Source organism: Kitasatospora sp. NBC_00240 (assembly GCF_026342405.1).
Lineage (GTDB): Bacteria > Actinomycetota > Actinomycetes > Streptomycetales > Streptomycetaceae > Kitasatospora.
Window position 1 is genome coordinate 2,948,437 of sequence record NZ_JAPEMU010000001.1, and the last position, 21,126, is coordinate 2,969,562.

The 21,126-nt window shown below is 72.5% G+C and carries 18 protein-coding genes, 1 tRNA gene and 1 pseudogene; 12 read left to right on the forward strand and 8 right to left on the reverse strand.

The features are described 5' to 3' along the window. Window positions 1-160: 160 nt before the first annotated feature. The 11 genes from OG689_RS12450 (at window position 161) to nadC (ending at window position 11,108) form a co-directional block, all read left to right on the forward strand. Window positions 161-1,477, forward strand: a complete 1,317-nt coding sequence (locus tag OG689_RS12450) for a TrpB-like pyridoxal phosphate-dependent enzyme (RefSeq protein ID WP_266320161.1) — start codon at window positions 161-163, stop codon at window positions 1,475-1,477. After that, window positions 1,458-2,519 carry a beta-ribofuranosylaminobenzene 5'-phosphate synthase family protein gene (locus tag OG689_RS12455; RefSeq protein WP_266320163.1) on the forward strand — a complete coding sequence of 354 codons (1,062 nt, stop codon included), beginning with the start codon at window positions 1,458-1,460 and terminating at the stop codon, window positions 2,517-2,519. The genes OG689_RS12450 and OG689_RS12455 overlap by 20 nt, the downstream gene beginning before the upstream one ends. Next, window positions 2,516-3,823, forward strand: coding sequence for a radical SAM family heme chaperone HemW (gene hemW / locus OG689_RS12460; RefSeq protein WP_266320165.1), 1,308 nt, complete (start codon window positions 2,516-2,518; stop codon window positions 3,821-3,823). The genes OG689_RS12455 and hemW overlap by 4 nt, the downstream gene beginning before the upstream one ends. Next, on the forward strand, window positions 3,820-4,749 hold the full coding sequence (locus tag OG689_RS12465) for a PfkB family carbohydrate kinase (RefSeq protein ID WP_266320167.1): 930 nt from the start codon (window positions 3,820-3,822) through the stop codon (window positions 4,747-4,749). Before hemW ends, OG689_RS12465 begins: the two co-directional genes overlap by 4 nt. After that, window positions 4,746-5,588 carry a TauD/TfdA family dioxygenase gene (locus tag OG689_RS12470; RefSeq protein ID WP_266320169.1) on the forward strand — a complete coding sequence of 281 codons (843 nt, stop codon included), beginning with the start codon at window positions 4,746-4,748 and terminating at the stop codon, window positions 5,586-5,588. The genes OG689_RS12465 and OG689_RS12470 overlap by 4 nt, the downstream gene beginning before the upstream one ends. Next, entirely contained in the window at window positions 5,585-6,250 is a 666-nt protein-coding gene (locus tag OG689_RS12475) for a hypothetical protein (RefSeq protein WP_266320170.1), read from the forward strand. Before OG689_RS12470 ends, OG689_RS12475 begins: the two co-directional genes overlap by 4 nt. A gap of 339 nt (window positions 6,251-6,589) precedes the next feature. Next, a complete protein-coding gene (locus OG689_RS12480; protein WP_266320171.1) occupies window positions 6,590-7,675 on the forward strand; it encodes a hypothetical protein in 1,086 nt (361 codons plus the stop codon). Between the two features lie 9 nt (window positions 7,676-7,684). After that, entirely contained in the window at window positions 7,685-8,632 is a 948-nt protein-coding gene (locus OG689_RS12485) for an ABC transporter ATP-binding protein (protein WP_266320173.1), read from the forward strand. Beyond that, entirely contained in the window at window positions 8,629-9,408 is a 780-nt protein-coding gene (locus OG689_RS12490; RefSeq protein ID WP_266320174.1) for an ABC transporter permease, read from the forward strand. Before OG689_RS12485 ends, OG689_RS12490 begins: the two co-directional genes overlap by 4 nt. After that, window positions 9,374-10,174: an ABC transporter permease gene (locus OG689_RS12495; protein WP_266320176.1), complete on the forward strand. Its 801-nt coding sequence runs from the start codon at window positions 9,374-9,376 to the stop codon at window positions 10,172-10,174. The genes OG689_RS12490 and OG689_RS12495 overlap by 35 nt, the downstream gene beginning before the upstream one ends. A gap of 67 nt (window positions 10,175-10,241) precedes the next feature. Next, window positions 10,242-11,108 carry a carboxylating nicotinate-nucleotide diphosphorylase gene (nadC, locus tag OG689_RS12500; RefSeq protein WP_266320177.1) on the forward strand — a complete coding sequence of 289 codons (867 nt, stop codon included), beginning with the start codon at window positions 10,242-10,244 and terminating at the stop codon, window positions 11,106-11,108. Between the two features lie 1,634 nt (window positions 11,109-12,742). Here nadC and OG689_RS12505 read toward each other — a convergent pair. Together OG689_RS12505 and OG689_RS45035 are read right to left on the reverse strand one after the other, a co-directional pair. Beyond that, window positions 12,743-12,988, reverse strand: a complete 246-nt coding sequence (locus tag OG689_RS12505) for a hypothetical protein (protein ID WP_266320179.1) — start codon at window positions 12,986-12,988, stop codon at window positions 12,743-12,745. Between the two features lie 237 nt (window positions 12,989-13,225). Then, window positions 13,226-13,795 (reverse strand): annotated as a pseudogene (locus tag OG689_RS45035) (DUF5994 family protein); the annotation flags it as partial. A 354-nt stretch (window positions 13,796-14,149) separates the two neighbouring features. On the opposite strand from OG689_RS45035, the gene OG689_RS12510 reads away from it, so the two are divergent. After that, a complete protein-coding gene (locus OG689_RS12510; RefSeq protein ID WP_266320180.1) occupies window positions 14,150-14,512 on the forward strand; it encodes a hypothetical protein in 363 nt (120 codons plus the stop codon). A gap of 394 nt (window positions 14,513-14,906) precedes the next feature. Here OG689_RS12510 and OG689_RS12515 read toward each other — a convergent pair. The 6 genes from OG689_RS12515 to OG689_RS12540 form a co-directional block, all read right to left on the reverse strand. Further along, a tRNA-Pro gene (locus tag OG689_RS12515) sits at window positions 14,907-14,980 on the reverse strand. Window positions 14,981-15,178: 198 nt separating this feature from the next. After that, on the reverse strand, window positions 15,179-16,384 hold the full coding sequence (locus OG689_RS12520; RefSeq protein ID WP_266327044.1) for an MFS transporter: 1,206 nt from the start codon (window positions 16,382-16,384) through the stop codon (window positions 15,179-15,181). 436 nt (window positions 16,385-16,820) lie between these two features. Further along, window positions 16,821-17,615 (reverse strand): DUF1684 domain-containing protein, encoded by a 795-nt coding sequence (locus tag OG689_RS12525; RefSeq protein ID WP_266320182.1) that lies wholly within the window; start codon window positions 17,613-17,615, stop codon window positions 16,821-16,823. Between the two features lie 149 nt (window positions 17,616-17,764). After that, complete coding sequence (locus OG689_RS12530) at window positions 17,765-18,625, reverse strand: acyl-CoA thioesterase II (RefSeq protein WP_266320183.1); 861 nt, start codon at window positions 18,623-18,625, stop codon at window positions 17,765-17,767. Between the two features lie 198 nt (window positions 18,626-18,823). After that, entirely contained in the window at window positions 18,824-20,107 is a 1,284-nt protein-coding gene (locus OG689_RS44795; RefSeq protein WP_323189277.1) for a transglycosylase family protein, read from the reverse strand. Window positions 20,108-20,284: 177 nt separating this feature from the next. Continuing rightward, a complete protein-coding gene (locus tag OG689_RS12540; protein WP_323189278.1) occupies window positions 20,285-21,055 on the reverse strand; it encodes a transglycosylase family protein in 771 nt (256 codons plus the stop codon). Window positions 21,056-21,126: the final 71 nt, after the last annotated feature.

Genomic DNA, 21,126 nt, shown 5'->3' on the forward strand with positions numbered 1-21,126 from the left:
CGTCGGGCTCGTCCGCTCCGAACAGCTGCGCCGTTGCCGCAGCATCTCGCTCTCCGACAGTGCCCCCATGCGGCGTCCGCACGTGCACTGCCGCGATCCGAGCAGGTTTCACGTCGACCTTGCGCGCTGGCGCCGGTCGGAGAACTTGAGGGGAACACCGGTGACAACCACCACCAACAAGCTGACGCAGCACCGTTACTACCTCTCCGAGGAGGAGCTGCCGAAGCGCTGGTACAACCTGGCCGTCGATCTGCCCTACGACATCGAGCCGCACCTCCACCCGAAGGAGGACCGGGTCGCCGAGGAGGCGGACTTCGACTGGCTGTGGCCCACCGAGTGCCTGAAGATCGAGCTCCTCAAGGGGCACTACGCCACCGACTCGTGGATCGACGTGCCGGAGCCGGTGCTCGCGGCCTACGCGCGGTTCCGTCCCTCGCCGCTGGTCCGCGCCCGGGGCCTGGAGGAGTACCTCGACACCCCGCACCGGATCTTCTACAAGCGCGAGGACCTCAACCCGGGCGGCAGCCACAAGTTCAACACCGCGCTCGCGCAGGCCTACTACGCGGCACAGGACGGCGTGGAGACGCTGGTCACCGACACCGGGGCCGGTCAGTGGGGCACGGCACTGGCCCTCGCCTGCGCCACCTTCGGGCTGAAGCTGAAGGTCTTCATGGTCCGCAAGAGCTTCGATGAGAAGCCCTACCGGCGGAACCTGATGCGGATGCTGGGCGCCGAGGTGATCTCCTCGCCCAGCACGATGACGTCCACCGGGCGCGGCGTCCTCGAACGCGACCCGAACAGCCCCGGCAGCCTGGGCATCGGCATGGCCGAAGCGGTCGAGCTGGTCCGCACCGACCCGACCCACCGGCTGGCGCTGGGCTGCATGTCGTACTACGCGGCGCTGCACCAGACCGTCATCGGCCTGGAGACCCAGGCCCAGCTGGCGCAGGCGGGCGTCTCCGCGGACGTGCTGGTCGGCTGCGTGGGCGGCGGCAGCAACTTCACCGGCTTCGTGGCACCGTTCGTCACCGGCGACGACGTCCCGCTCTGCATCGCCGCCGAGCCGTCGTCCGTGCCCACCCTCACCAAGGGCGAGTTCCGGTACGACTGGGCCGACTACGAGCGCCAGACCCCGCGCATCCCGATGTACACCCTGGGCAGCGACTTCGTGCCGCCGCCGATCCACTCGGGCGGCCTGCGCTACCACGGCAAGACGCCGATCCTGTCGAGCCTGGTCAAGAACGGACTCGTCACGCCCCGCTCGTTCGACCAGCAGGACGTCTTCGAGGCCGGCCGGCTCTTCCTGCGGACGGAGGGCGTGCTGCCCGCTCCCGAGAGCTCGCACGCGATCCTCGCCGCGATCAAGGAGGTGCGCAACACCCCGGCGGGCGACCGGCCGAAGAACATCGCGATCTGCCTGAGCGGGCACGGCTACCTGGACCTCCAGGGGTACGCGGATGTCCTCGACCTGGGCTGAGGACGCGCATCCGGCAGCGGTCGAGATCTCGGCCCCGGCCCGGGTGCACGTCACCCTGATCGAGATGAACGGCTCCGGTGAACGCCTCGACGGGAGCGTGGGATTCGCGCTGGACGAGCCGCGGCTGCGGCTGCGGCTCGTCCGGGCCGACCTGCTCGACTGCACCGGCGGCACCGCCGCCGAGCACGCCGCGCTGGCCGCCGAGGTCACCCGGGCGGCAGTCGCGCTCGGGGTGAAGGACACGGTGCGCGTGCACCTGCTCTCCGGCATCCCGGCGCACCAGGGCTTCGGCTCGGGCACACAGCTGAGGCTGGCCGTGCTCGAGGGCCTGGCCCACGTGAACGGACGCGTGCTCGCGCACCCCGAGCTGGTGGCACTGTCCGGGCGCGGCGGCACCTCGGGCATCGGGGTGCACGCGTTCCGGCACGGCGGCCTGCTGGTCGACGGCGGGCACCTGCGCCGGCACAAGGCGGCCTTCGCACCCAGCCGGTTCGCCGAGGCGACGGCCACCACGGGGGCCTCGCTCCCGCCGGTGCTGTACGCCGGCCACCCGCCGGAGCACTGGGGCGTCGTGCTGGCCGTGCCGAAGGGGCTGTCGGGGCTGGAGGGCGCGGCGGAGCGGGAGTTCATGGCCGCGAACACCCCGGTGCCGCTCCCCGAGGTGCACGAGGTCAGCCACACCGTGCTGATGGGGCTGCTCCCCGCGCTGGTGGAGCAGGACCTCCCCGCGTTCGGAAGCGCCCTGACCGCCCTGCAGGACGTCGGCTGGAAGCGGCGGCACTGGGACCGGCCCGAACTGCGGCCCTGGCGGCGGCTGGTGGACATCCTCACCGCCGCCGGGGCGGTCGGCGGCGGCCTGAGCTCGACCGGCCCGCTGGTCTACGGGCTGTACGACCGGACCCGGCACGACGACCGGGCCCTGCAGGAGCGGATCGCCACCGCCGCGGGCCGGGCGGGGCTCCCGCTGGAGTCGGTCCGCACCACCCGGTTCGGCACACCGGCGACCGTTGAAACTCTCGGAGGAACAGGCGTGGCACGATGAACGAGACCGAACTTGAAGAGATCGAGCGCGACTACGTCCGCTGGTACCCGGCCCGGATCGGCTCCCTGGGAGCCGAACAGGCCTGGTCGCGCCCGACCATGGGGCTGTACGCGCACATCCCGTACTGCGCCCACCGCTGCCACTTCTGCAAGTACAAGGTGCGGGTCGGCGACGACCTGCGCGACGAGATGGACGACTTCCTCGACGCCATGGAGCGCGAGATCGGGACGGTCCGGGGGCGGCCGCAGGTCGCCGACCGGAAGCTGGACGTGGTCTTCATCGGCGGCGGCACCCCGTCGCTGCTCGAACCCCGTCAGCTGCAGCGGCTGCTCGACCTGATCAACGACTCCTTCGAGCTGACCGCGGACTGCGAGTTCAGCATGGAGTGGAGCCCGGCGTCGCTCAGCGCGGAGAAGCTGGCGATGTTCCGGGCGGCGGGCGGCAACCGGCTGAGCATCGGCGTCCAGTCCTTCAACGACGACGTCCTCAAGGAGATCGGCCGCGACCACACCGCCGCCGAGGCGCGGGAGGCCCTGCGCCTCGCGCGGGAGGCGGGCTTCGACAACATCAACCTCGATCTGATCTACCGCCTTCCGGGGCAGACGGTGGAGGACGTCCGCGAGTCCGTCCGGCAGGCGCTCGCGTGCGGCCCCGCCCACGTCAGCGTGTACCCGCTGTGGATCCGCGAGGCCACCGTGCTCTGGTCGCGCCTGCAGGCCGGGGAGCTGGAACTGCCCTCCGAGGCCGTCGAGGAGGAGATGTTCGCCGCCGCGTGCGAGATCTTCGAGGAGCACGGCTTCGAGCACTACAACGTCTTCGACTTCGTCCGGCGCGGCACCCCGAGGTGCCGCTACACCGAACTCCAGTGGGAGGACGGCGAGTGGGTCGGGCTCGGCCCGAGCGCGGTGACGTACGTGGACGGCCGGCACACCATCAACTCGTACTCCATCGGCGACTACATCAAGCAGGCGAACGCCACCGGGGCGGCGACCGCGGCCGGAGCGGTGCTCGACGTCGCGGCCCGGATGCGCCGCACCATGATGTTCGGGCTCCGGATGGACCCGTTCGACACCGAGCGGTTCCGCCGTCAGTACGGCGTCGGGGTCGACACCGTCTTCGGCCCGGAGCTCGCGCAGCTGCTGGACCAAGGCCTGATCCGGCGCGACGGCACGCTGCTGCGCCTCACCGCCGCCGGGGTCCGGCGGATCAACAACATCGGCAAGCTCTTCTACGAGGCCCCCGAGGACCGGCAGTCCCTCGGGCTGTCCCGCCGGGGCCTGCCGATCGTCGAGGTGGACAAGTGACCTCCCGCCGGGTCGTGGGTCTGGGCCTGGTGATGGCCGACCTGCTGGTCCGCTGCTCCGAGCTGCCCGGCCCCGAGACCGACCCGCGGGTCGGCTCGGTGGACCTGCGGGTCGGCGGGGCCACCGCGAACGTGCTGACCGGCCTGCGGCGCCTCGGCCACGAGGTGTCGCTGGCCGGTGCCGTGGGCGACGACCAGCTGGGGCGCTTCCTGCTGGACGCACTCGCCGAGGCCGGCGTGGACACCCGGTACGTCACGGTGGCCAGGTCCTCCAGCCCCACCTGCATGGTCCTGGAGACGCCGACGGCCGGGGTGCGGTCGCCCGCCCGCACCCTGCTCTGGCACCTGCCCGAGGGGCTGGAGGACGCCTTGGTCCTGGACCGGCGCGCGCTGGACGAGTTGGTCGCGGGGGCCGGCGCCGTCCACGTCAACGGACGCTTCCCCGAGGCCGCGGCGCGCCTGTGCGCCGCGGCCCGCGCCGCCGACCGGACGGTGTCGCTCAACATCGGGCGCGGTGACGTCGCGCAGGGCGCGGACGCGCTCGTCCGGTACGCCGACGTGCTGGTCGTGTCGGACGAGTGGGCCCGCGCCCGCACCGGGCTGTCCGCCCCCGCCGAGGCCTGCCGCGCCCTGGCGGCCACCACCGGGGCCCGCCTGGTGTCGGTGACCGCCGGAGCCGGCGGGAGCTGGACGGCGCCGAGCCGTGGCCTGCCGGCGCACACCCCCGCGGTGACCCCGACGGGCGGGGTCGTCACCACGGTGGGCGCCGGGGACGCCTACCACGCCGGCCTCCTCGCCGCCCACCTGTCGGGGCTGGACCTCGCGGCCGCCGCCCGGCGGGGCGCGGCCGAGGCGGCCCGGCACTGTGCGGCCGCCGTGTCCCACGCGCCGCGGACCGCGACCGAGCCGAAGGAGCGGGTGGCGTGATCGGGACGAAGCAGCTGGCCGCGACCTTCGGCGCCGAAGTCCTGGGCGTCGACCTGGGTTCGGACGCCGTCGCCGGGCAGGCCGCCGAACTGCGCGCCGCGCTGCACCGGCACCAGGTACTGCTCTTCCGCGGGGGGTGCTCGGGGCCGGACGAACAGCTCCGGATCACCGAACTGTTCGGACGGGTGGCCCCGCCCTGGACCACCAGCCACGCGCACCCGGCGGACCCGCGGATCGAGGTCTTCCAGGAGTCGCCGCCGCGCGCCCACCGCCGACCCTCGGAGCACTGGCACTCCGACGCATCGTTCCTCGAACTGCCCACCGATGCCACGGTGTTGCACGCGCTCACCGTGCCCGAGCAGGGCGGTCAGACGGCGTTCACCGACACCAGGGCGGCCCTGGCCGGGCTGCCGGCGGCGCTGCGGGCCCGGGTGGAACGGCTCACAGCGGTGCACGACTTCGGCAGCCGGTTCTCCGCGCTGCGCGAGAAGGCGGCCCGGGTCAGCACCGAGGGGGCCGTCCGCGAGCGCGCCGGGTTCCCGCCCGTACGCCATCCGCTGGTCCGGGAGCACCCGGTGACCGGAGAGCCGGCGCTGTACCTCAACGAACTCTGCCTGGACCACGTCGAGGGCCTGGCACCGGACGAGAGCGGGCGGCTGCTCGCCGAGCTGTACGAGCGGACCCTGCGACCGCAGTGGCAGTACAGGCACCGGTGGCAGGTCGGCGACGTCCTGGTGTGGGACAACCCCTCGCTGCTGCACCGCGGTCACCAGGTGCCCGCCGGTCAGCGCCGGCTGCTGCACCGCACCACGGCCGAGTACCGGGAGCGACGGCCGTGAGCGGGCAGGAGTGGCGGTTGGCGCTGACCCCGCACGGGCTGCCGGGACGCCTGATCGCCTTCGACGGGGTGGACGGCAGCGGCAAGACCACCACGACCAGGCTGACCAGGGCGTTCCTGCGCTCCCGAGGGGCGGTGGTCCGCGGCTTCAAACTGCCCTCGCGGGAGCTGAAGCGGACGGCGTGGTTCGTGCGGTACAACGCGGACCCGCTGGGGGCGGGCCGAACCGGGGACGTCGACCCGGTGGCGATGTGCAGCATGGTGCTGGGCGACCGGCTGCTGACGGTCCGCCGGACCATCCTGCCGCTGCTGCGGGCCGGGCACACCGTGGTGGCCGACCGGTACCTGTTCACCCCGCTGGGCGAGCTGCTGGTGCACGGCCTCACCCCGCGGGAGCGCTCCGTGGTGGAGCCGCTGGTCAGCTGCTTCCCCCGGCCCGACCTGGCGGTGTTCACCGACGTGACGGCGGACCAGGCGATGGCCCGGGTGCGCAGCCGGCCGGCCGAGGCGGACGACGCGCTGCCCCCGGAGGTCTACGTGCGCCGGGTGGCCGCGTTCCGTGCGCTGGCGGAGTCGAACGAGGGGGTCCTGCTGGACACCTCGCTCGGGGTCCGCGAGACGTTCCGGCTCCTCACGCCGCGGCTGACCGCTCGACTGCCGTGACGGCACACAGATTTGGGGGCGGAGACGCCGCCCTCGCCCACCGACGGGGAGGTGAATCCAGATGAACTTCGACATCAAGAAGTCCGAGAAGACCAACAACTCCAAGGCCCTCTGACCCACGGCCTGCAGCTTCGGGGGCGGGAGCCCCGCCCCCGCCCATCGACCGGGAGGTGAATCCGGATGAACTTCGACATCAAGAAGTCCGAGAAGACCAACAACTCGAAGGCCGTGGCCTGACCAAGGGCCGGTAGGTCCGCATGAACGACGCGGCGGATGTCCGGGGCACCGGATGAGAGTCCCGGGCATCCGCCGCGCCCTTCCTCCCGGGAGCATTCGTCGATGGCTGACAATTTCGAACACAGGATTCCGGACCGCCAGGTGACCGCCGCCGAGCGGGCCGAGGCGGTCCGGGTCGTGACGGACGTGCTGGCGGACGACTGCGAGGCCGCGTTCATCGTGGGCAGCCTCTCCGTCGGGCTGGGCCACGCGGAGTCCGACGTGGACATCGTCGCCGTGCGCGGCGACGCCACCGCGGACCGAACCCGGCAGCACGTGGTCGACGGGCGGCGGTTCGACCTGCTGACCGTCAGCACGGCCGAGTGGACCCGGCGCACGGAGCTCATGAGCTCCTACCGGATCTCGACCGGCGACCGCACCCAGGGCAATCTGGACCACAAGGAAATGATCAAGGTGGTGCGGTACGCCGTGGCCACCCGGCTCGGCATCGGCCGCACCCCCGAGCTCGCCGGGCCGGACCTCGACACCGTGGCCCGGGTGATGATCTACCACCACTCCCAGCAGGCCTCCTCCTTCGCCGAGGACGCTTACGGCGCGCTGGCGGTCGACGACCACTACACCGCGCTGGCCGCGGCGGACGAGGCCGTCAAAGCCGGGATCGAGGCCGTGCTGACCGCGGAGCGCTCCCTGTACGTCGGCCCCAAGTTCCTGCTGCGCCGCGCCGCCCGATCACCGCTGCTGGCACCGATGTTCGAGTCCGTCTGGGCGCTCCGGTACGGGCAGGTGCCGCTGGACGGGCTGGCGGCGTCGGCCGCCCGGCTGGCCCCGGAGCGGCTCTTCCTGGCCGCCGGCCTGATCGCGTTCGCGGCCACCACCGGCTGGGACGGCACCACGGGCGGCCCCGCCCTGCCGGACTTCTTCTCCCCCGCCCGGCCGGGCGCGCCCCTGCGCGACCCCTTCCATGGGCTGATGCGGTTCACCGACGGCTTCATCCTGGCGGGCCCCAACATCGCCTACGAGCTGACCGACGCGATGGCCCTGCTCTGGTCCAGGTGCAACGGGGCCGACCTCGCGCAGCTGCACGCGGAATTCGTCCGGGACATCGATCCGGACGTGACCGTCGAGGTCCTCGAGGGCGCCCTCGCGGCTCTCCACGGCATGGGAGTCATCAGTTTTCATGGCAACTAGGAGGAAGCGGTGACGCCCGCCATCGAGGTCTCCGGGCTGAGTCGCGAGTTCGACCGGTCCGGCCGACGGACCACGGCACTGTCCGACATCGAGTTCAGCGTGGCCGAGGGTGAGATCGTCGCGCTGCTGGGCGAGAACGGGGCCGGCAAGACCACCCTGACGAAGATCCTGGCGACGCTGCTGCTGCCCACGTCCGGCACCGCGCGGGTGATGGGCCACGACGTGGCCCGGGAGCCCGAGCTGGTCCGCCGGGTGCAGTCGGTGGTCTTCGGCGGCGACAAGGGCTTCTACAGCCGGCTGAGCGCCCGGGACAACCTCCGGTTCTTCGCCATGCTCAACGGCGCGGACCCGAGGCGGCTCGACGCGACCGTCCGGTCCGCGCTGGAGAGCGTCGGTCTCGCCGAGGTCGCCGGCCGCCGGCTGGAGACGTTCTCCAAAGGCATGCGGCAACGGCTCCACCTCGCCGTCGGGTTCTCCACCTCCCCCCGGGTGATGCTGCTGGACGAGCCGACCGTCGGCCTCGACCCCATCGAGGCGGCCCGGCTGCGGTCCGACATCTCGGCGATGCGTGAGCGGGGCATCTCGATCCTGCTCACCAGCCACTACCTGCTCGACGTGGAGGAGCTCGCGGACCGCGTGGTGGTGCTCGACAAGGGGCGCCTGGTCGAGGACATGCCGCTGGCCGACTTCGCCCGGCACGCCGGGTTCGCGGCCACCATCACCGTCACCGGCCGGGGAGAGCCACCGACCGCGGTGAACAGCCCCACGGTCTCCGCCACCCCCGGCGAACCGGAGGCGGGGCGGTGGCGGCTGACGCTCAGCATCAAGGAGTGGAGCGCGGGCGCGCTGCAGGAGGTCGGAGCCCTGCTGGACGGCCGGGCCGTGGAGTCCTTCGACGTCACACCGGCCCGGCTGGAGGACTCCTTCCGTCGGCTCTACGCGGGCCGGCAGCCGTGACCGGCCGGTTCACCTCGGGCCTGGCCGTGCTCTACGAGTCCGCGCGCATCCAGATGGTGATGGTCCGCAGCGGCCCGATGGTGCTCCTGCTCGGCGGGGTCCAGCCCGCCGTACTGCTGGTGATCGCGCTGCCGTCCGCCGGCGGCTCGCAGTTGGAGGCCACCCGGACACTCATCTCCGTCCTGGCCGCCAGCCTGTGGGCGTCCCTGGTGTGGATGGCGGGCGGGATCATCCGGCGGGACATCGTCCAGGGCACGATGTCCCGCAACGTGGTGAGCGTGTGGAACCCATGGGTCGTGCTGATCGGCAAGTGCGCCGGCTCGGTGCTGTTCACCTCGGGGGCCATGCTGGTCACCGGCCTGCTGGCCGGCCTGCTGCGGGGGGTCCGCCCGCACCTCGTCCAACCCGGCTGGTTCCTGCTCGGGGTGCTGGTGACGATGGCCTCGGCGGTGGCCCTCGGGTCGCTGCTGAGCTGCTTGTTCGTGCTGTCCAGGCACGGGTTGCACATCGGGAACACCCTGCTGTACCCGGTGTTCATCCTCGGCGGCCTGCTCATCCCCGACCGGATGCTGCCGGTGGCCCTGCGGTGGATCTCCCGGCTGATCCCACTGCGCTGGGCCAAGGAGTACCTCGTCTCCGCCGCCGCCGGGAGCCAGGACTGGCGGGCGCTCCTGGTCGCCTGCGGGCTGACGCTGGTCTACCTGTTCGCCGGGCTCGTCCTGTTCCGGAAGGTGGTGAACCGTGCTCGCGCGCTCGGCACCCTCGACTTCTCCTGACGCCGTGGCCCGGGCGGTGGAGCAGCTGCGCCTCGGCTGGCGGCTCTACCTCGTGGAGGACCCGCCGCAGGTCCTTTTCCTCTCCAAGGTGCCGCGCGCGGTGCTCCAGGCCGTCTTCTACGTCCTGCTCGCCAGGGTGACCGGCGGGGAGCAGGAGAGCGGCCAGAGCGCCTTCGTGGGGATCTCGGCGTACCTGATGTGCCTGTCGTCGATCATTGCGGCGGCCAGCTCGCCGGCCCTCGACCGCGACGAGGGGACGCTGTACCGGGTGCTCACCGGAGCCGTGCCGCCGTTCCGGTTCTTCGTCCTCAAGTACCTGCCCTACACCGGTGAGGCCATGCTGGTCTCGCTGGCGGTGCTGGCGGTCGCGGGGCCGGTCCTGGGGATCGGCGGCACCAGCGTGGATCTGCTCGCGAACCTCGGCCTGTACGTGCTCATGGCGGTGACCAGCACCTGCCTGGGGATCGCCGTCGGAGTCCTGGCGATCATGGGCAGGTCGGAGTTCCTGCTGGGCAACGCCTCCTCCTACCTGGTCCTGGTGCTGAGCGGCGCCGTCGTGCCCGCCGACCGGCTCGGCGCCCTGGGGCACCTCGGCACGGTGCTGCCCCTCACCCACGGCATCGAGGCCCTCCGGCTCTCCCTCGCCGGTCAGCCGTACGCCGGCGCCGTGGCCGCCGAGATCGCGGTGGGTCTCGGCTGGCTGGCACTGGCCTGGTCCCTGGCCGTCCGCTGGGGCCGGCGGGCCCGGGTCCACGACCTGACCTGACCTGACCTGATCGGATCGGATGGAGAATGCCGTAGTCACGTCACGAACGAGGAGTTGACGCAGCATCATGACATTTCCCATCGAGGCCGCCCGCCGCATCGCCGAACTGGCCCTCGCCGAGGACGCCGCCGGGGACGACATCACCACCCGGTGGAGCGTCCCGGCCGAACTGCGCACCGAGGCCGTGATCATCACCCGGCAGCCCGGCGTGGCGGCCGGCCTACCGATCGTGGCCGAGGTCTTCGCCCGGGTCGACCCGGAGGTGAAGGTCGTGCCCGTGGTCGAGGACGGCGCCCGGCTCGCGCCGAACGACGTCCTGGTGGAGCTCTCCGGCCCCGCCCGGAGCCTGATCACCGGCGAGCGGACGGTGCTCAACCTGCTCCAGCGGATGTCCGGCATCGCGACCTTCACCAGCCACTTCGCCGACGCCGTCCAGGACCTGCCGGTCCGGGTGCTCGACACCCGCAAGACCGCCCCCGGTCTGCGCGCCCTCGACAAGTACGCGGTCACCGCCGGCGGCGGCACCAACCACCGGCTCGACCTGGCGGCGATGGTCCTGCTCAAGGAGAACCACGTCGCGGCGGCCGGCGGGGTCACCGCGGCGGTCCGCGCCGTCCAGGCGGGCCGCGCGGCCGAAGGGCGCGAGGTGCTGATCGACGTCGAGGTCCAGTCGGTGGCCGAGGCCGAGGAGGCGCTGCGCGCGGGGGCGTCCTGGATCATGCTCGACAACATGACCAACGACGAGATCCGGAGCGTGGTCCGGCTCCGCGCCGAACTCGCCGCCGGCCAGGACATCACCCTCGAAGCCTCCGGCACCATCACCCTCGACCGCATCCGCGCCATCGCCGAGACCGGCATCGACGCCGTCTCGATCGGCGCCCTCACCCACAGCGCCCCGGCCCTCGACCTGAGCATGCTCATCGCGGGCGCCTGACCCCTCCCGCCCGACCAGCGTCCGACGCCCCACCACTGCGAAGTGGCGGGGCGTCACCAACGGCCCGTGGACCAGCCGGCCCCGCCTGCCGTTCAGCCGAGCCGGAAGCGGTTCACGGCCGGCCCATGGCGGGCGCGGAACCCGGGATCGTCGATCCCCCGACCCTCGGTGGGGGCCGGGCCTACCCCGCCGACCGTGCTGGAGCGCCGGTTCCCGCGGACGTCGTCCACCGCCTGCCCCACCCCGGCCAGCGGGGTAGGCCCGGGGCAACGCTGGGGTGGATGCGGCCCGACCTGGATGTGGCACCTCTGCCGGCACACCACACCGGGCCCCGGCGGCCTGCTGGACGAGGACACCAAGGGCAAGCGCCGGAGCGTTTTCCGCTCGTCCCCGAGATCCGCGCACTGGTGGGACAACGCCTCGACGCCGTCGGACACGACCCGATGGCCAGGCTGTTCACCGGTCCGTCCCGCGGTCGGACCACACCGTTGTCCTTCGCGACGCAACCCACCGGGACGAGGTGCTGCTTCGGCTCGCCGCCGCTTCGAAGGGCGTAGTCCACGGCGTCCTCCACGGCGTCCTGTGACGTTCGGCTGCCGTCCACGCCGACGACGACGCAGGCCGGCTGCTGGGTGATGTGCTCCGGATCCCGGACGACCACTACCGGGCAGCTCGCGTGCGCGATCAGCGGCGGAGTCACCGCACCCGAGTGGAACAGCTCCCGAACGCCGGAGAACGGTCGCGAGCCCAGGACCAGACCACGGCCCGCTCGGCCTGCCTGCTCAGCACCTCGGCCGGGTCCCCGTCGACGAGCCGGGCTGACACCTGCAGGGTCGGGATCGACTCCGACCGCTACGGGACGCTGCCCGTCGGGACTCATCACGTCTCCTCCCGTGGACAGGGAGCGGACCCGTCGGCACGCCGATTGCGCGCCGCACCGCAGGTAGCCCGCCGGAGCCGTCGGGGCCGCCTGCAACAAATCCGCACCCGATCAGCTGGCTCCCGGCGATTGCGGCGCCGGACGGTCACCGGGCGAGGAAACGGACGTACTTCTACGGTATTCCCGAGCCGCTCGGACACCTGCTAGATCGCGGGGGCAAGTGCTAGATCGCGGGGGCAAGAATCGGCCCGAGCGCTTACGGCAGCGCGCCGGGATCACATTGCGACCGCCACCTGGCGGAACCAACAAATAAGGCCGCCCCGCATCACTGCGGAAACGGCCCATGCCCTGCATAAACGCTGATCTGAACAACAGGATTTGTACCTGTGCCCCCGGCACCCAAGTGGTCCCGCTATCTCCCAGCCGAAGGGCTGGGTTGGGATTTCGCGATCACGAGCCACAGAATCAGGGCTCCTGCTTCTCTGATCTGCATATGCACCTCCTCGCGATCGTCCTGCCGATTAGTTCTCCGGCTGCTTTCCAGGATACTCCGGTAAAGCGCGCATTCGGGCCCGCCGGGTGAACGAATACCGTCGCGTCAGTTCACCACCGTAGCTGTCGGTCCGATCGAGCCGCCCGGGACAGACGCCGGCCGTGCGGCCGACAGCCCGACGGGTCCAGCCGAACCGACTCCGCTGAGACCCCGGCACCGCCGGGTGGCCCTCGGTGGGGGTGCGCCGACCGGACCCGCGGATCAGTATGCGGAACCACTTCGCAGATAGGTGCCCGCGACTTCAAGCCACGCCCCAGGGCTGAAGCAAACCTCGACCGCGTGCGGTGTGTCTTCGAAGACGCGCAGGATCCGCAGCGCTCCGCTCGGATGCAGGTCGTACTCGTAGGTGAGCCCGCCGGGGACGTCCTGGTACTGCATGTCCAACGGCCCCTTGGACGGCTCGGACGGTGACCTGGCCTCGACCGAGAGTTTCACGTAGACGGACATGTCTCCACCGTGCTTCCTGCCACCCGTACACCTCATACGACGGGTGGCGCATCGGTCAGAACGATTTCGCCGGAAGGCCCGGAGCTGATGCCGGTGGCGACGGGGATCCGCTGCGCCGAGTCGGTGCCGCCGGCCTCGACCGCCCGCACCATGGCGGCACGGTCCGCGTCGAGGCTTGCCCGCGGAGGGACGACAAGCAGCGTGAATGGACGCGATCACCCGCGGGATGATCATCGTGTCGTCATCGAACGGGTACCAGTTGCTGTACACGGACCGGCCGTCGACGACCAGAGGGGCGGGGATGTCGTCCCACGCGTCCGCATCCAGGCCGATGCTCGTGACAGTGCTCAGCTGGTCGGTCAGCTCAGGGACCAGGCCGGGCGGCTCGGCATCGACGTCACGGGAACGAGGCCACCACGCGCCATCGAGCGTCCCCGCGCGCGACCGCGTCGTCTCCGGACTCAGCAGAACCGAAACCCGTCTTGCCGACTCGCGGAACCGGTCCGGCAGGAACGCCGGGAACGACGTGTCGCAGTCCTCCGCCATGGCCCGCCACCCATCTGCAGGCCCGGGAAGAGCCCACTCACCAGGGGGGACGGCGCAGGCGGACACCGGGCATTCGAACCACCCCGGTGTCCCCACCGTACTCCGACCGGTCGTCGCACTCTCCAGCCCGACGGGTAGGGGTCGCGGGCCTGGCTCCCGCCGCGATCCGTGCAGGTCCGCACCGACCGGACCAGCAACCACGCCACTTCGGCCCGTTGCTTGCCGACTCGGCGCGAGCGAGTCAGAACGTCGCCGCGTCATCGAGCGGCTCGCCACCGTGGTGGGCGAGTGCAGCGCCGAGGCCCGGTACTGGGCCTGCGGGACGGCGTTTGAGCACCGCCCCGCAGGCCACCTCGACAGCGGCCGTCCGGAGTCCGGAGCAGCGGCGGAGGGTGCCCCGCATCGATCACCCTGTCCTACCGGCCCGCCAGGTCGACGCGAAGGTGGGCGCAGCCGACGGGCCTGGTGGTAGCCAGGTCGGGAAGGAGATGATTGGCGCGGGCGAGGACCGTACCGGATCGCCAGGGCGGGGACGGCATCGGTGTCGACCCGCAGCCGGGTGACGGTCCCGAGACCGACGACCGGCGTGATGCCGGAAGGCGGTACGGACGAGCGATGGCGCGACTCGTGGTGAAGGGCGATGACCTGATCGTCGACCTGTCGTGGTGGGAGAGGGCAGCGGCGCGTCGCCGTGAGGTCCGCGTGCCCGTGTCCGCGATCCGTCAGGTGAGCGTCGAGCCCGACTGGTGGCGTGCTCTGCGCGGCGTGCGGGGACGGGGCACCTGGATTCCCGGCGTCCTGTCCTACGGCGTCCGTCCGCATCCCCTGGGGGAGGACTTTTCGGCCGTGCGGGTCCGGGCCCGCCGGCCCGCCGTCTGCGTCGACCTGTGGCGCTACTCGCCGTACGCCCGCTTGGCCGTCACCGACCCTGACCCCGACGGCACCGTACGGGCCGTCCGCACCGCCGCCGGCATCTGACCGCCACTCGAATCATCCCCCGATATCTCGGCAGCGGCTTCCAGACCTGCCCCCGGAGAACACGAATCGGTTGGGAGAAGCCCCAGCTCCCTCACGCTCGACACGGTCAGCGCGCACTTGATCGACGGCAGATGCGTCAAGTGCGAACCCTCTGGCCAGAATCGTCAATCACGGCGAGCAACCATCCAGCCCATTGCGGCGATCGACAAATCCGACATAAGGAGAAGAAGCGTATATAGCCACGGCTCGTGGCGCCGAGTAATCCCAAGCCCCCGCCGTCGAACCGTGAAAACCGTGAGGCGAATGTGAGAGGCAGGCTTCAGAAAACGCCAAAGGCCGCTTCCTCGCGAACGAGAAAACGGCCTCTGACCTGCGACAATGGGGAGAACCCCAGTCGGGACGACAGGATTTGAACCTGCGACCCCTTGACCCCCAGTCAAGTGCGCTACCAAGCTGCGCCACGTCCCGTGGTCTCGGATCCTCGGAGGAGGGCCTTGCGGCTCTGCTCTTCGGTTTCTCGACCTTGTCCCCGGTGACCCGGTGACGTGGAAAACAATACAGCACGTGGAGGGGTGCTCGCTGCCAGGTTTCCGGGGGCGGCGTGGCTGGTGGGAGCGGGGGCGTGATGGGGGCGGGTGGCGGGGCGGTGCAGGTCAGGGGTGCAGGTCAGGGGGTGGGATGGCGGGCGTCGTAGCGGAGGAAGGCCGGGCGGCGGGCGGCGAGCAGGAGGATGGCGGCCACGCAGGCGAGGCCGCCGGTGACGACGGAGACGGCGGGTGAGGTCAGGGAGGCGACGGCGCCGGACTCGAAGTCGCCCAGGCGTGGGCCGCCGGCGACGACCACGATGAAGATGCCCTGGAGGCGGCCGCGCATCTCGTCCGGGGCGGCGACCTGCATCATCGTGTTGCGGAAGATCATGCTGACGGTGTCGGCGCAGCCTGCCAGGGCCAGCATGAAGAGGCCGAGCCACAGGTTGTGGAGCAGGCCGAAGGCCGCGATGGCCAGGCCCCAGGCGGCGACGGCGGCCAGGACGGCGGCGCCCTGGCGGTGGACCCGGCTGATCCAGCCTGAGAACAGGGCGCCGATCAGGGCGCCGACCGCCGGGGCGGAGACCAGTAGTCCGACCGTACGGGCGTCGCCGCCGTAGAAGCCGACGGCGATGGCGGGGAAGAGGGCGCGCGGCATGCCGAAGATCATGGCGGCCAGGTCGGCCAGGAAGCTGGTGCGCAGGTTGGGCTGCTCCCGCAGGAAGCGCAGCCCGTCCAGGACCGAGGCCCGGCCCTTGCGTTCGCCGAGGGGGCGCATCGCGGGCAGTCGCCACATCGCGTAGAGGGTGGCGGCGAAGGCGACGGTGTCGACCAGGTAGGCGGCCTGCGCGCCGTAGGCGCCGATCAGGACGCCGCCGATCATCGGGCCCACGGTGAGGCCGAGGTTCATGCTCACCGTGTTGAGGGCGTTGGCCGCCGGCAGCTGATGGGTCGGCACCAGCCGGGGGACCATCGCGGAGCGGGCGGGTGAGCTGATCGCGAAGAATCCGGCCTGGACGGCCACCGCCGCGTACAGGACCAGGACCTGGCCGAGGTCGGCGAGCGCCTGACCGGCCAGGACGGCGGAGACCAGGGCCAGGCCGGCCGCGCCGATCAGGCCGAGGCGGCGGCGGTCCACGGTGTCGGCGATCGCCCCGCCGTACAGGCCGAAGGCGACCAGGGGGAGCAGCGAGCACAGTCCGACCAGGCCGGTGGCGAAGCTGGATCCGGTGAGGTCGTAGACCTGGACGGACACCGCGACGGCCGTCATCTGCTGGCCGATCGAGGAGACGGCCTGCCCGAACCAGAGTCGTCGGTAGTCGGCGTTCTCCCGCAGCGGGCTCAGGTCGGCGAAGGCGCCGCGCGCGGCGCGGCGGTACCAGGGCGCGGCGCCGGCGGTTTCGGCGGACGTCGCGGTGGCGGACCCGGAGGTGGCGAGACCGGCGTGGGCCGGCTCGGGAAGGGCGGAGCCGGCGGTGGCGGGGTGGTCGGGGTGGTCGGGGGCCGGGTCCTCGCCCAAGGCATCGGGCAGGGATCGGCTGGGGGATCGCGGAGATCGGCTCGGGGACTCGCTCGCTGAAGATTGATTCGTCGACACAGCAATACATCGTCGACTGCCCGTTCGAACCGCCGTCCACCGGGGTGGGTGGCGGTGCGAACGGACGGTCGACGGCCCCGTCAGCCGGACCGCGACCGACCGGACCGGGACGGTGAGGTCAGCGACCGGACCGGGCGGCGGTCCAGGGACCGCACCCGGAGCGGGGGGGCGAGGACGGTGACAGCTACCGGGTCAGGACGTGCTTCTCCCCCGCTTCGACCGCGAGGGCGAAGCGGTTGCCCGGCGGCGGGAAGGGGCAGATGAAGTGGTCCGCGAAGGCGCAGGGCGGCAGGTGGGCCCGGTTGAGGTCGAGTACGGTGCGGCCGTCCGCGTCCGGCGCGGGGAGCGTGATGAAGCGGAAGCGGTAGGTGTCCTTGCCGCTCGTCGCGTCGGCGATCACCCCGCTGAGGCCGGCGCCCGAGCGGCTGACCGTCAGGGTGTGCTGCTCGCCGGCGAGGGTGAAGGTGATCTGGCCGGTGACGTTCAGCGGCCGCTCCCGGCCGTCGGCGTTGGGCACGACCAGCGGGCGCTCGGCCTCGAACGGGGTGAAGACCGCCGGGACGGCCCACTCCGGCGAGTACGGGTAGGCGGCGATGCCCGCGAACGCCAGGCGGGCCGGCGCGGCCGGGTCGAACACCCGCAGGGCGATCTCGCCCTCGCGCTCGATCGGGACGAGGCGCAGGTCGCCGAAGGCGGCGGTGTCGGCTGCCGGGTCGGTGTCGGGGCGGAGCAGCACCTCGCCGTCCACGGGGAGGTCCGGGCTGCCGTGGCCGTCGAGCACGATGGCGTCCTGGGCCGTGGCGCGCAGCCGGACGCCCTCGCTGTCGCTCCACCAGAGGCCGGGCAGGCCGGGCACCTGGCCGGGATCCGGCTCCAGCCAGTGCGTCCCGGTGAGCGCGAGCTGGCCGTGCGGCGAACTCACCGTTGCCGCTCGGCCGTCACTCCAGTGCTTCCACACCTCTGCGGCAGTCTCGGTCATCGAAACGCTCCAGTCCGACAGGCACCGGCTCAACCGGTCTCAACAGCCTCAACGCTCGCTCCGGGGGCGGAACATTCCCCGCAGGTCAGCCCGCCCTCAGCGGCGGGCCGGCCCCTGGAGCGGCGGCGGCCCGCCGTGGACGGCGGCGGCTACTCCGGCAGCGGCCGGAAGAGTCCCTCCTGCACCACCGAGACCACCAGTTGCCCGCTGCGGTCGTAGATCTGCCCGCGGGCGAGGCCCCGAGCGCCGTGTGCGACGGGCGACTCCTGCTGGTAGAGCAGCCACTCGTCGGCGCGGAAGGGGCGGTGGAACCACATCGCGTGGTCGAGCGAGGCCATGTCGAAGTGCCGCCGCCCCCACAGGGGCTCGACGGGCGCGCGGACGGCGTCCAGCAGGGTCATGTCGCTCGCGTACGTGAGGGCGCAGACGTGGATCAGCGGTGCGTCCGGCAGGGCGCCGTTGGTGCGCAGCCAGACACCGCTGCGCGGCTCGACCCCGGCCAGTTCCTCCTTCGACCAGCGCAGCCGGTCGACGTAGCGGATGTCGAACGGCTGGCGGCGGCTGATGAAGGGCGGCAGCTCGCCGAGTCTGGCGCCGACCTCCTCCAGGGCGCTGGGCAGGTCCTCGGGGGCGGGCACCTCCGGCATCGTGTTCTGGTGCTCGATCCCGCCCTGCTCGGGGACGTGGAAGTCGGCGGTGAGGGCGAAGATCGAGCGGCCCTGCTGGATGCCGAGCACCCGGCGGGTGGTGAAGGAGCGGCCGTCCCGGATCCGGTCGACCTGGTAGACGATGGGCACTCCTGGAACGCCGGGGCGCAGGAAGTAGGCGTGCAGGGAGTGCACGGGGCGGTCGCCCTCCACCGTGCGCCCCGCCGCGACCAGCGCCTGCCCGGCGACCTGACCGCCGAAGGTGCGTTGCAACTCCTCCTCGGGGCTGCGGCCGCGGAAGATGTTCAGTTCGATCTGCTCCAGGTCGAGCAGTTCGACCAGTTGGTCGACGGGGGTTCCCATGGGTGTGCTTCCTCTCCCGGACGGCCCGGGGGAGGTCCCCGCCCGGCTACCGCCTTCGTCCAGTCGAATTCTCCTGCGGTCCGGCACATTCCCGCGCCCGGGGTGGCGGTGACGGTGGGCGCGGCTCGGCGCCGGCGGTTCCGCAGCGCGGCGACCTCGGCCCGGGGCGCGGAGGCGACCGCCGCCGCCCCTGTCCGGTCACGGGGAGGGCGCCGACCGTACGGGCGCGGGCGCGCCTGCCGGGGGAAGTCGGTCCCGGTGCGGCGTGCGGTCGCGTCCGTGCGCCCGCGTACGGTCCTGTCCGCGCGCCCGCTCGTGGCCGGGCTCCGAGGCTGGGTCGGACCCCGGGGCGGGGCCCAGGTCCGGGCCGGGAGCCGCTTCGCCCGCCGGTTCGCTCCATGGTTCGGGCGCAGGTTCGGTACCCGAGGGCGGGTCGGGAGTCGGCCCCGGGCTCGGGTCCGGAACCGGGACCGGGACCGGGACCGGGACCGAAGTTGGGTCCTGGACCGGTTCCTGACCGGCGTCGGGGCCCGGATCGGGGCCCGGATCGGGGCCCGGATCAGAGTCAGGCTCAGGACCCGGGTCGGGGTCCGGCACCGGTCCCGGACCCGGCTCGATGTCCGTGGCACCGATCTCGCGGGAGCAGACGGGCCAGGCCCCCCATCCCTGCAGTCGGAGGATCTCCTCCGCGACGACGATCTGCTCACGACGGGACGCGTGGTCCGGGCGGTCGGCGAAGGCGGGGCCGCCGGCCTCCGCCCAGGTGGGCAGCCAGATCTGCAGGCCGCCGTAGTAGCCGTTGCCGGTGTTGGCCCGCCAGTCCCCGCTGCTCTCGCACTGGGCGAGTTCGTCCCAGACCGTGTCGTGGACGGCCGGCCGCATGGGAGTTCCGGGCACCCTGGGCTCGACGGACGGCAGGTGCGCGTCCGGCGGCAGCTGAGGGCCCGGCGGCAGGTGCCCGGCCGGCGGTCGCTGCGTACCGGGGGCGCCGGGCCGGCCCGGGTGCCGGCGTGCGACATGGTCCGGGCGCGGGTCGCCGGGCGGTCCGGGCCTTGGGGGCGGGCCCTGCGCCCCCGGCGTCGGCGCGCCGGCAGGCGTACCGGCCGGGGCACCGGGGAGTTCGGCCGGGTACGGGACGGCCAGGGCGACGGGGGCACGCGGGCCGGGCCCGTCGAGGAGCGGGGCCGCGGCGGCCGGGCGCAGCACGGCGCCCGACACCGGAACGGCCAGCCACAGCGCCACGGCGCCGATTAAGAATGCTTGTCGCTTAGTCCCAGGAAGGCACAGCAGCCGAGCGTAGGCGGCCACCACCGACACCGACCGTGACACGCCGCCGGTGCCTGCCATCCGGGGTACGGGGCCGCGGGGCCCGGAGGGCGCCGCTGCGGCGCCCGCTCGGCAGCGCCCGGCACCGCTCCCTCCCCCGCCGGGCGCACCGCTCCACCGAACGCCCCCACGCCCCGCCCAAGCCCCGCCGGACATGCCGGACGACCGCTCCCCCGCAGGGAAGCGGCCGTTCGGTACGCGCCGGAAATGCTCGGTCGGCCCCGCAGGATCGGACGGGTTCTGCCCTGCAGCGGACCGGAACCCGAGTGGGTGTCCACGGCCGGCAGCGAAGCAGGTGCCCGGACCGGGACCGGACCGGTTGCCCGGACCGGATCAGACGGTGAGGGTCTGGCCGGGGAAGATCAGGTCGGCGTTGCCGCCGATGACCTGGGCGTTGTTGGTGTACAGGGCGTGCCAGTCGAGGCCCTTGGCGGCGGCGATGCTGCTCAGGGTGTCGCCGCTCTTGACGGTGTAGTTGCCGTCGGTGCTCTTCTTGGCCGGGGCCGACTTCCACGACTTCGCGGCGTCGGAGTTCCAGGACTTGGCCGGCTCCGACGCCTTCGGGGCCGGGGCGGCGGGCTTCGCCGGGGCGGCGACCGCGTCCGAGGAGGTGGCCGGCTTGGCGGGGGCGGCGGGCTTCGCCGGGGCGGCGGGGGCCGGGGCGGCGGGCTTGGCGGCGGCCGGGGCGGCGGTGTCGACGGCGGCGGGGGCGCCACCCTTCGTCAGGCCGGCCTTGACCGAGCAGACCGGCCAGGCGCCGGGGCCCTGCTCGGCGAGGACCTTCTCGGCGATGGCGATCTGCTGCGCCTTGGTCGCCAGGTTGGCCTGCGGGGCGTAGGCGGTGCCACCGAAGGCGGCCCAGGTGCTGGAGGTGAACTGCAGGCCGCCGTAGAAGCCGTTACCGGTGTTGATGCTCCAGTTGCCGGTGCTCTCGCACTGGGCGACGGCATCCCAGGTGGCCACCGACGCGGCGGAGGCCGAGTGGGCCGTGACGAGGCCGGCCACCGGCAGGGCGGCGACGGCGCCGGCCATGACGACCATCCGCACGCGGTTGCGCTTGGCGGAGGTGGTGGTGGCAGCGGCGGTCTCGTTACGGAAGGTCATGAGGTTCCTCTCGACAGCCCCGGGCGGGCATGCGGAACCAGACCCTCGACGGGCCGTGTCTCACTCGCCTC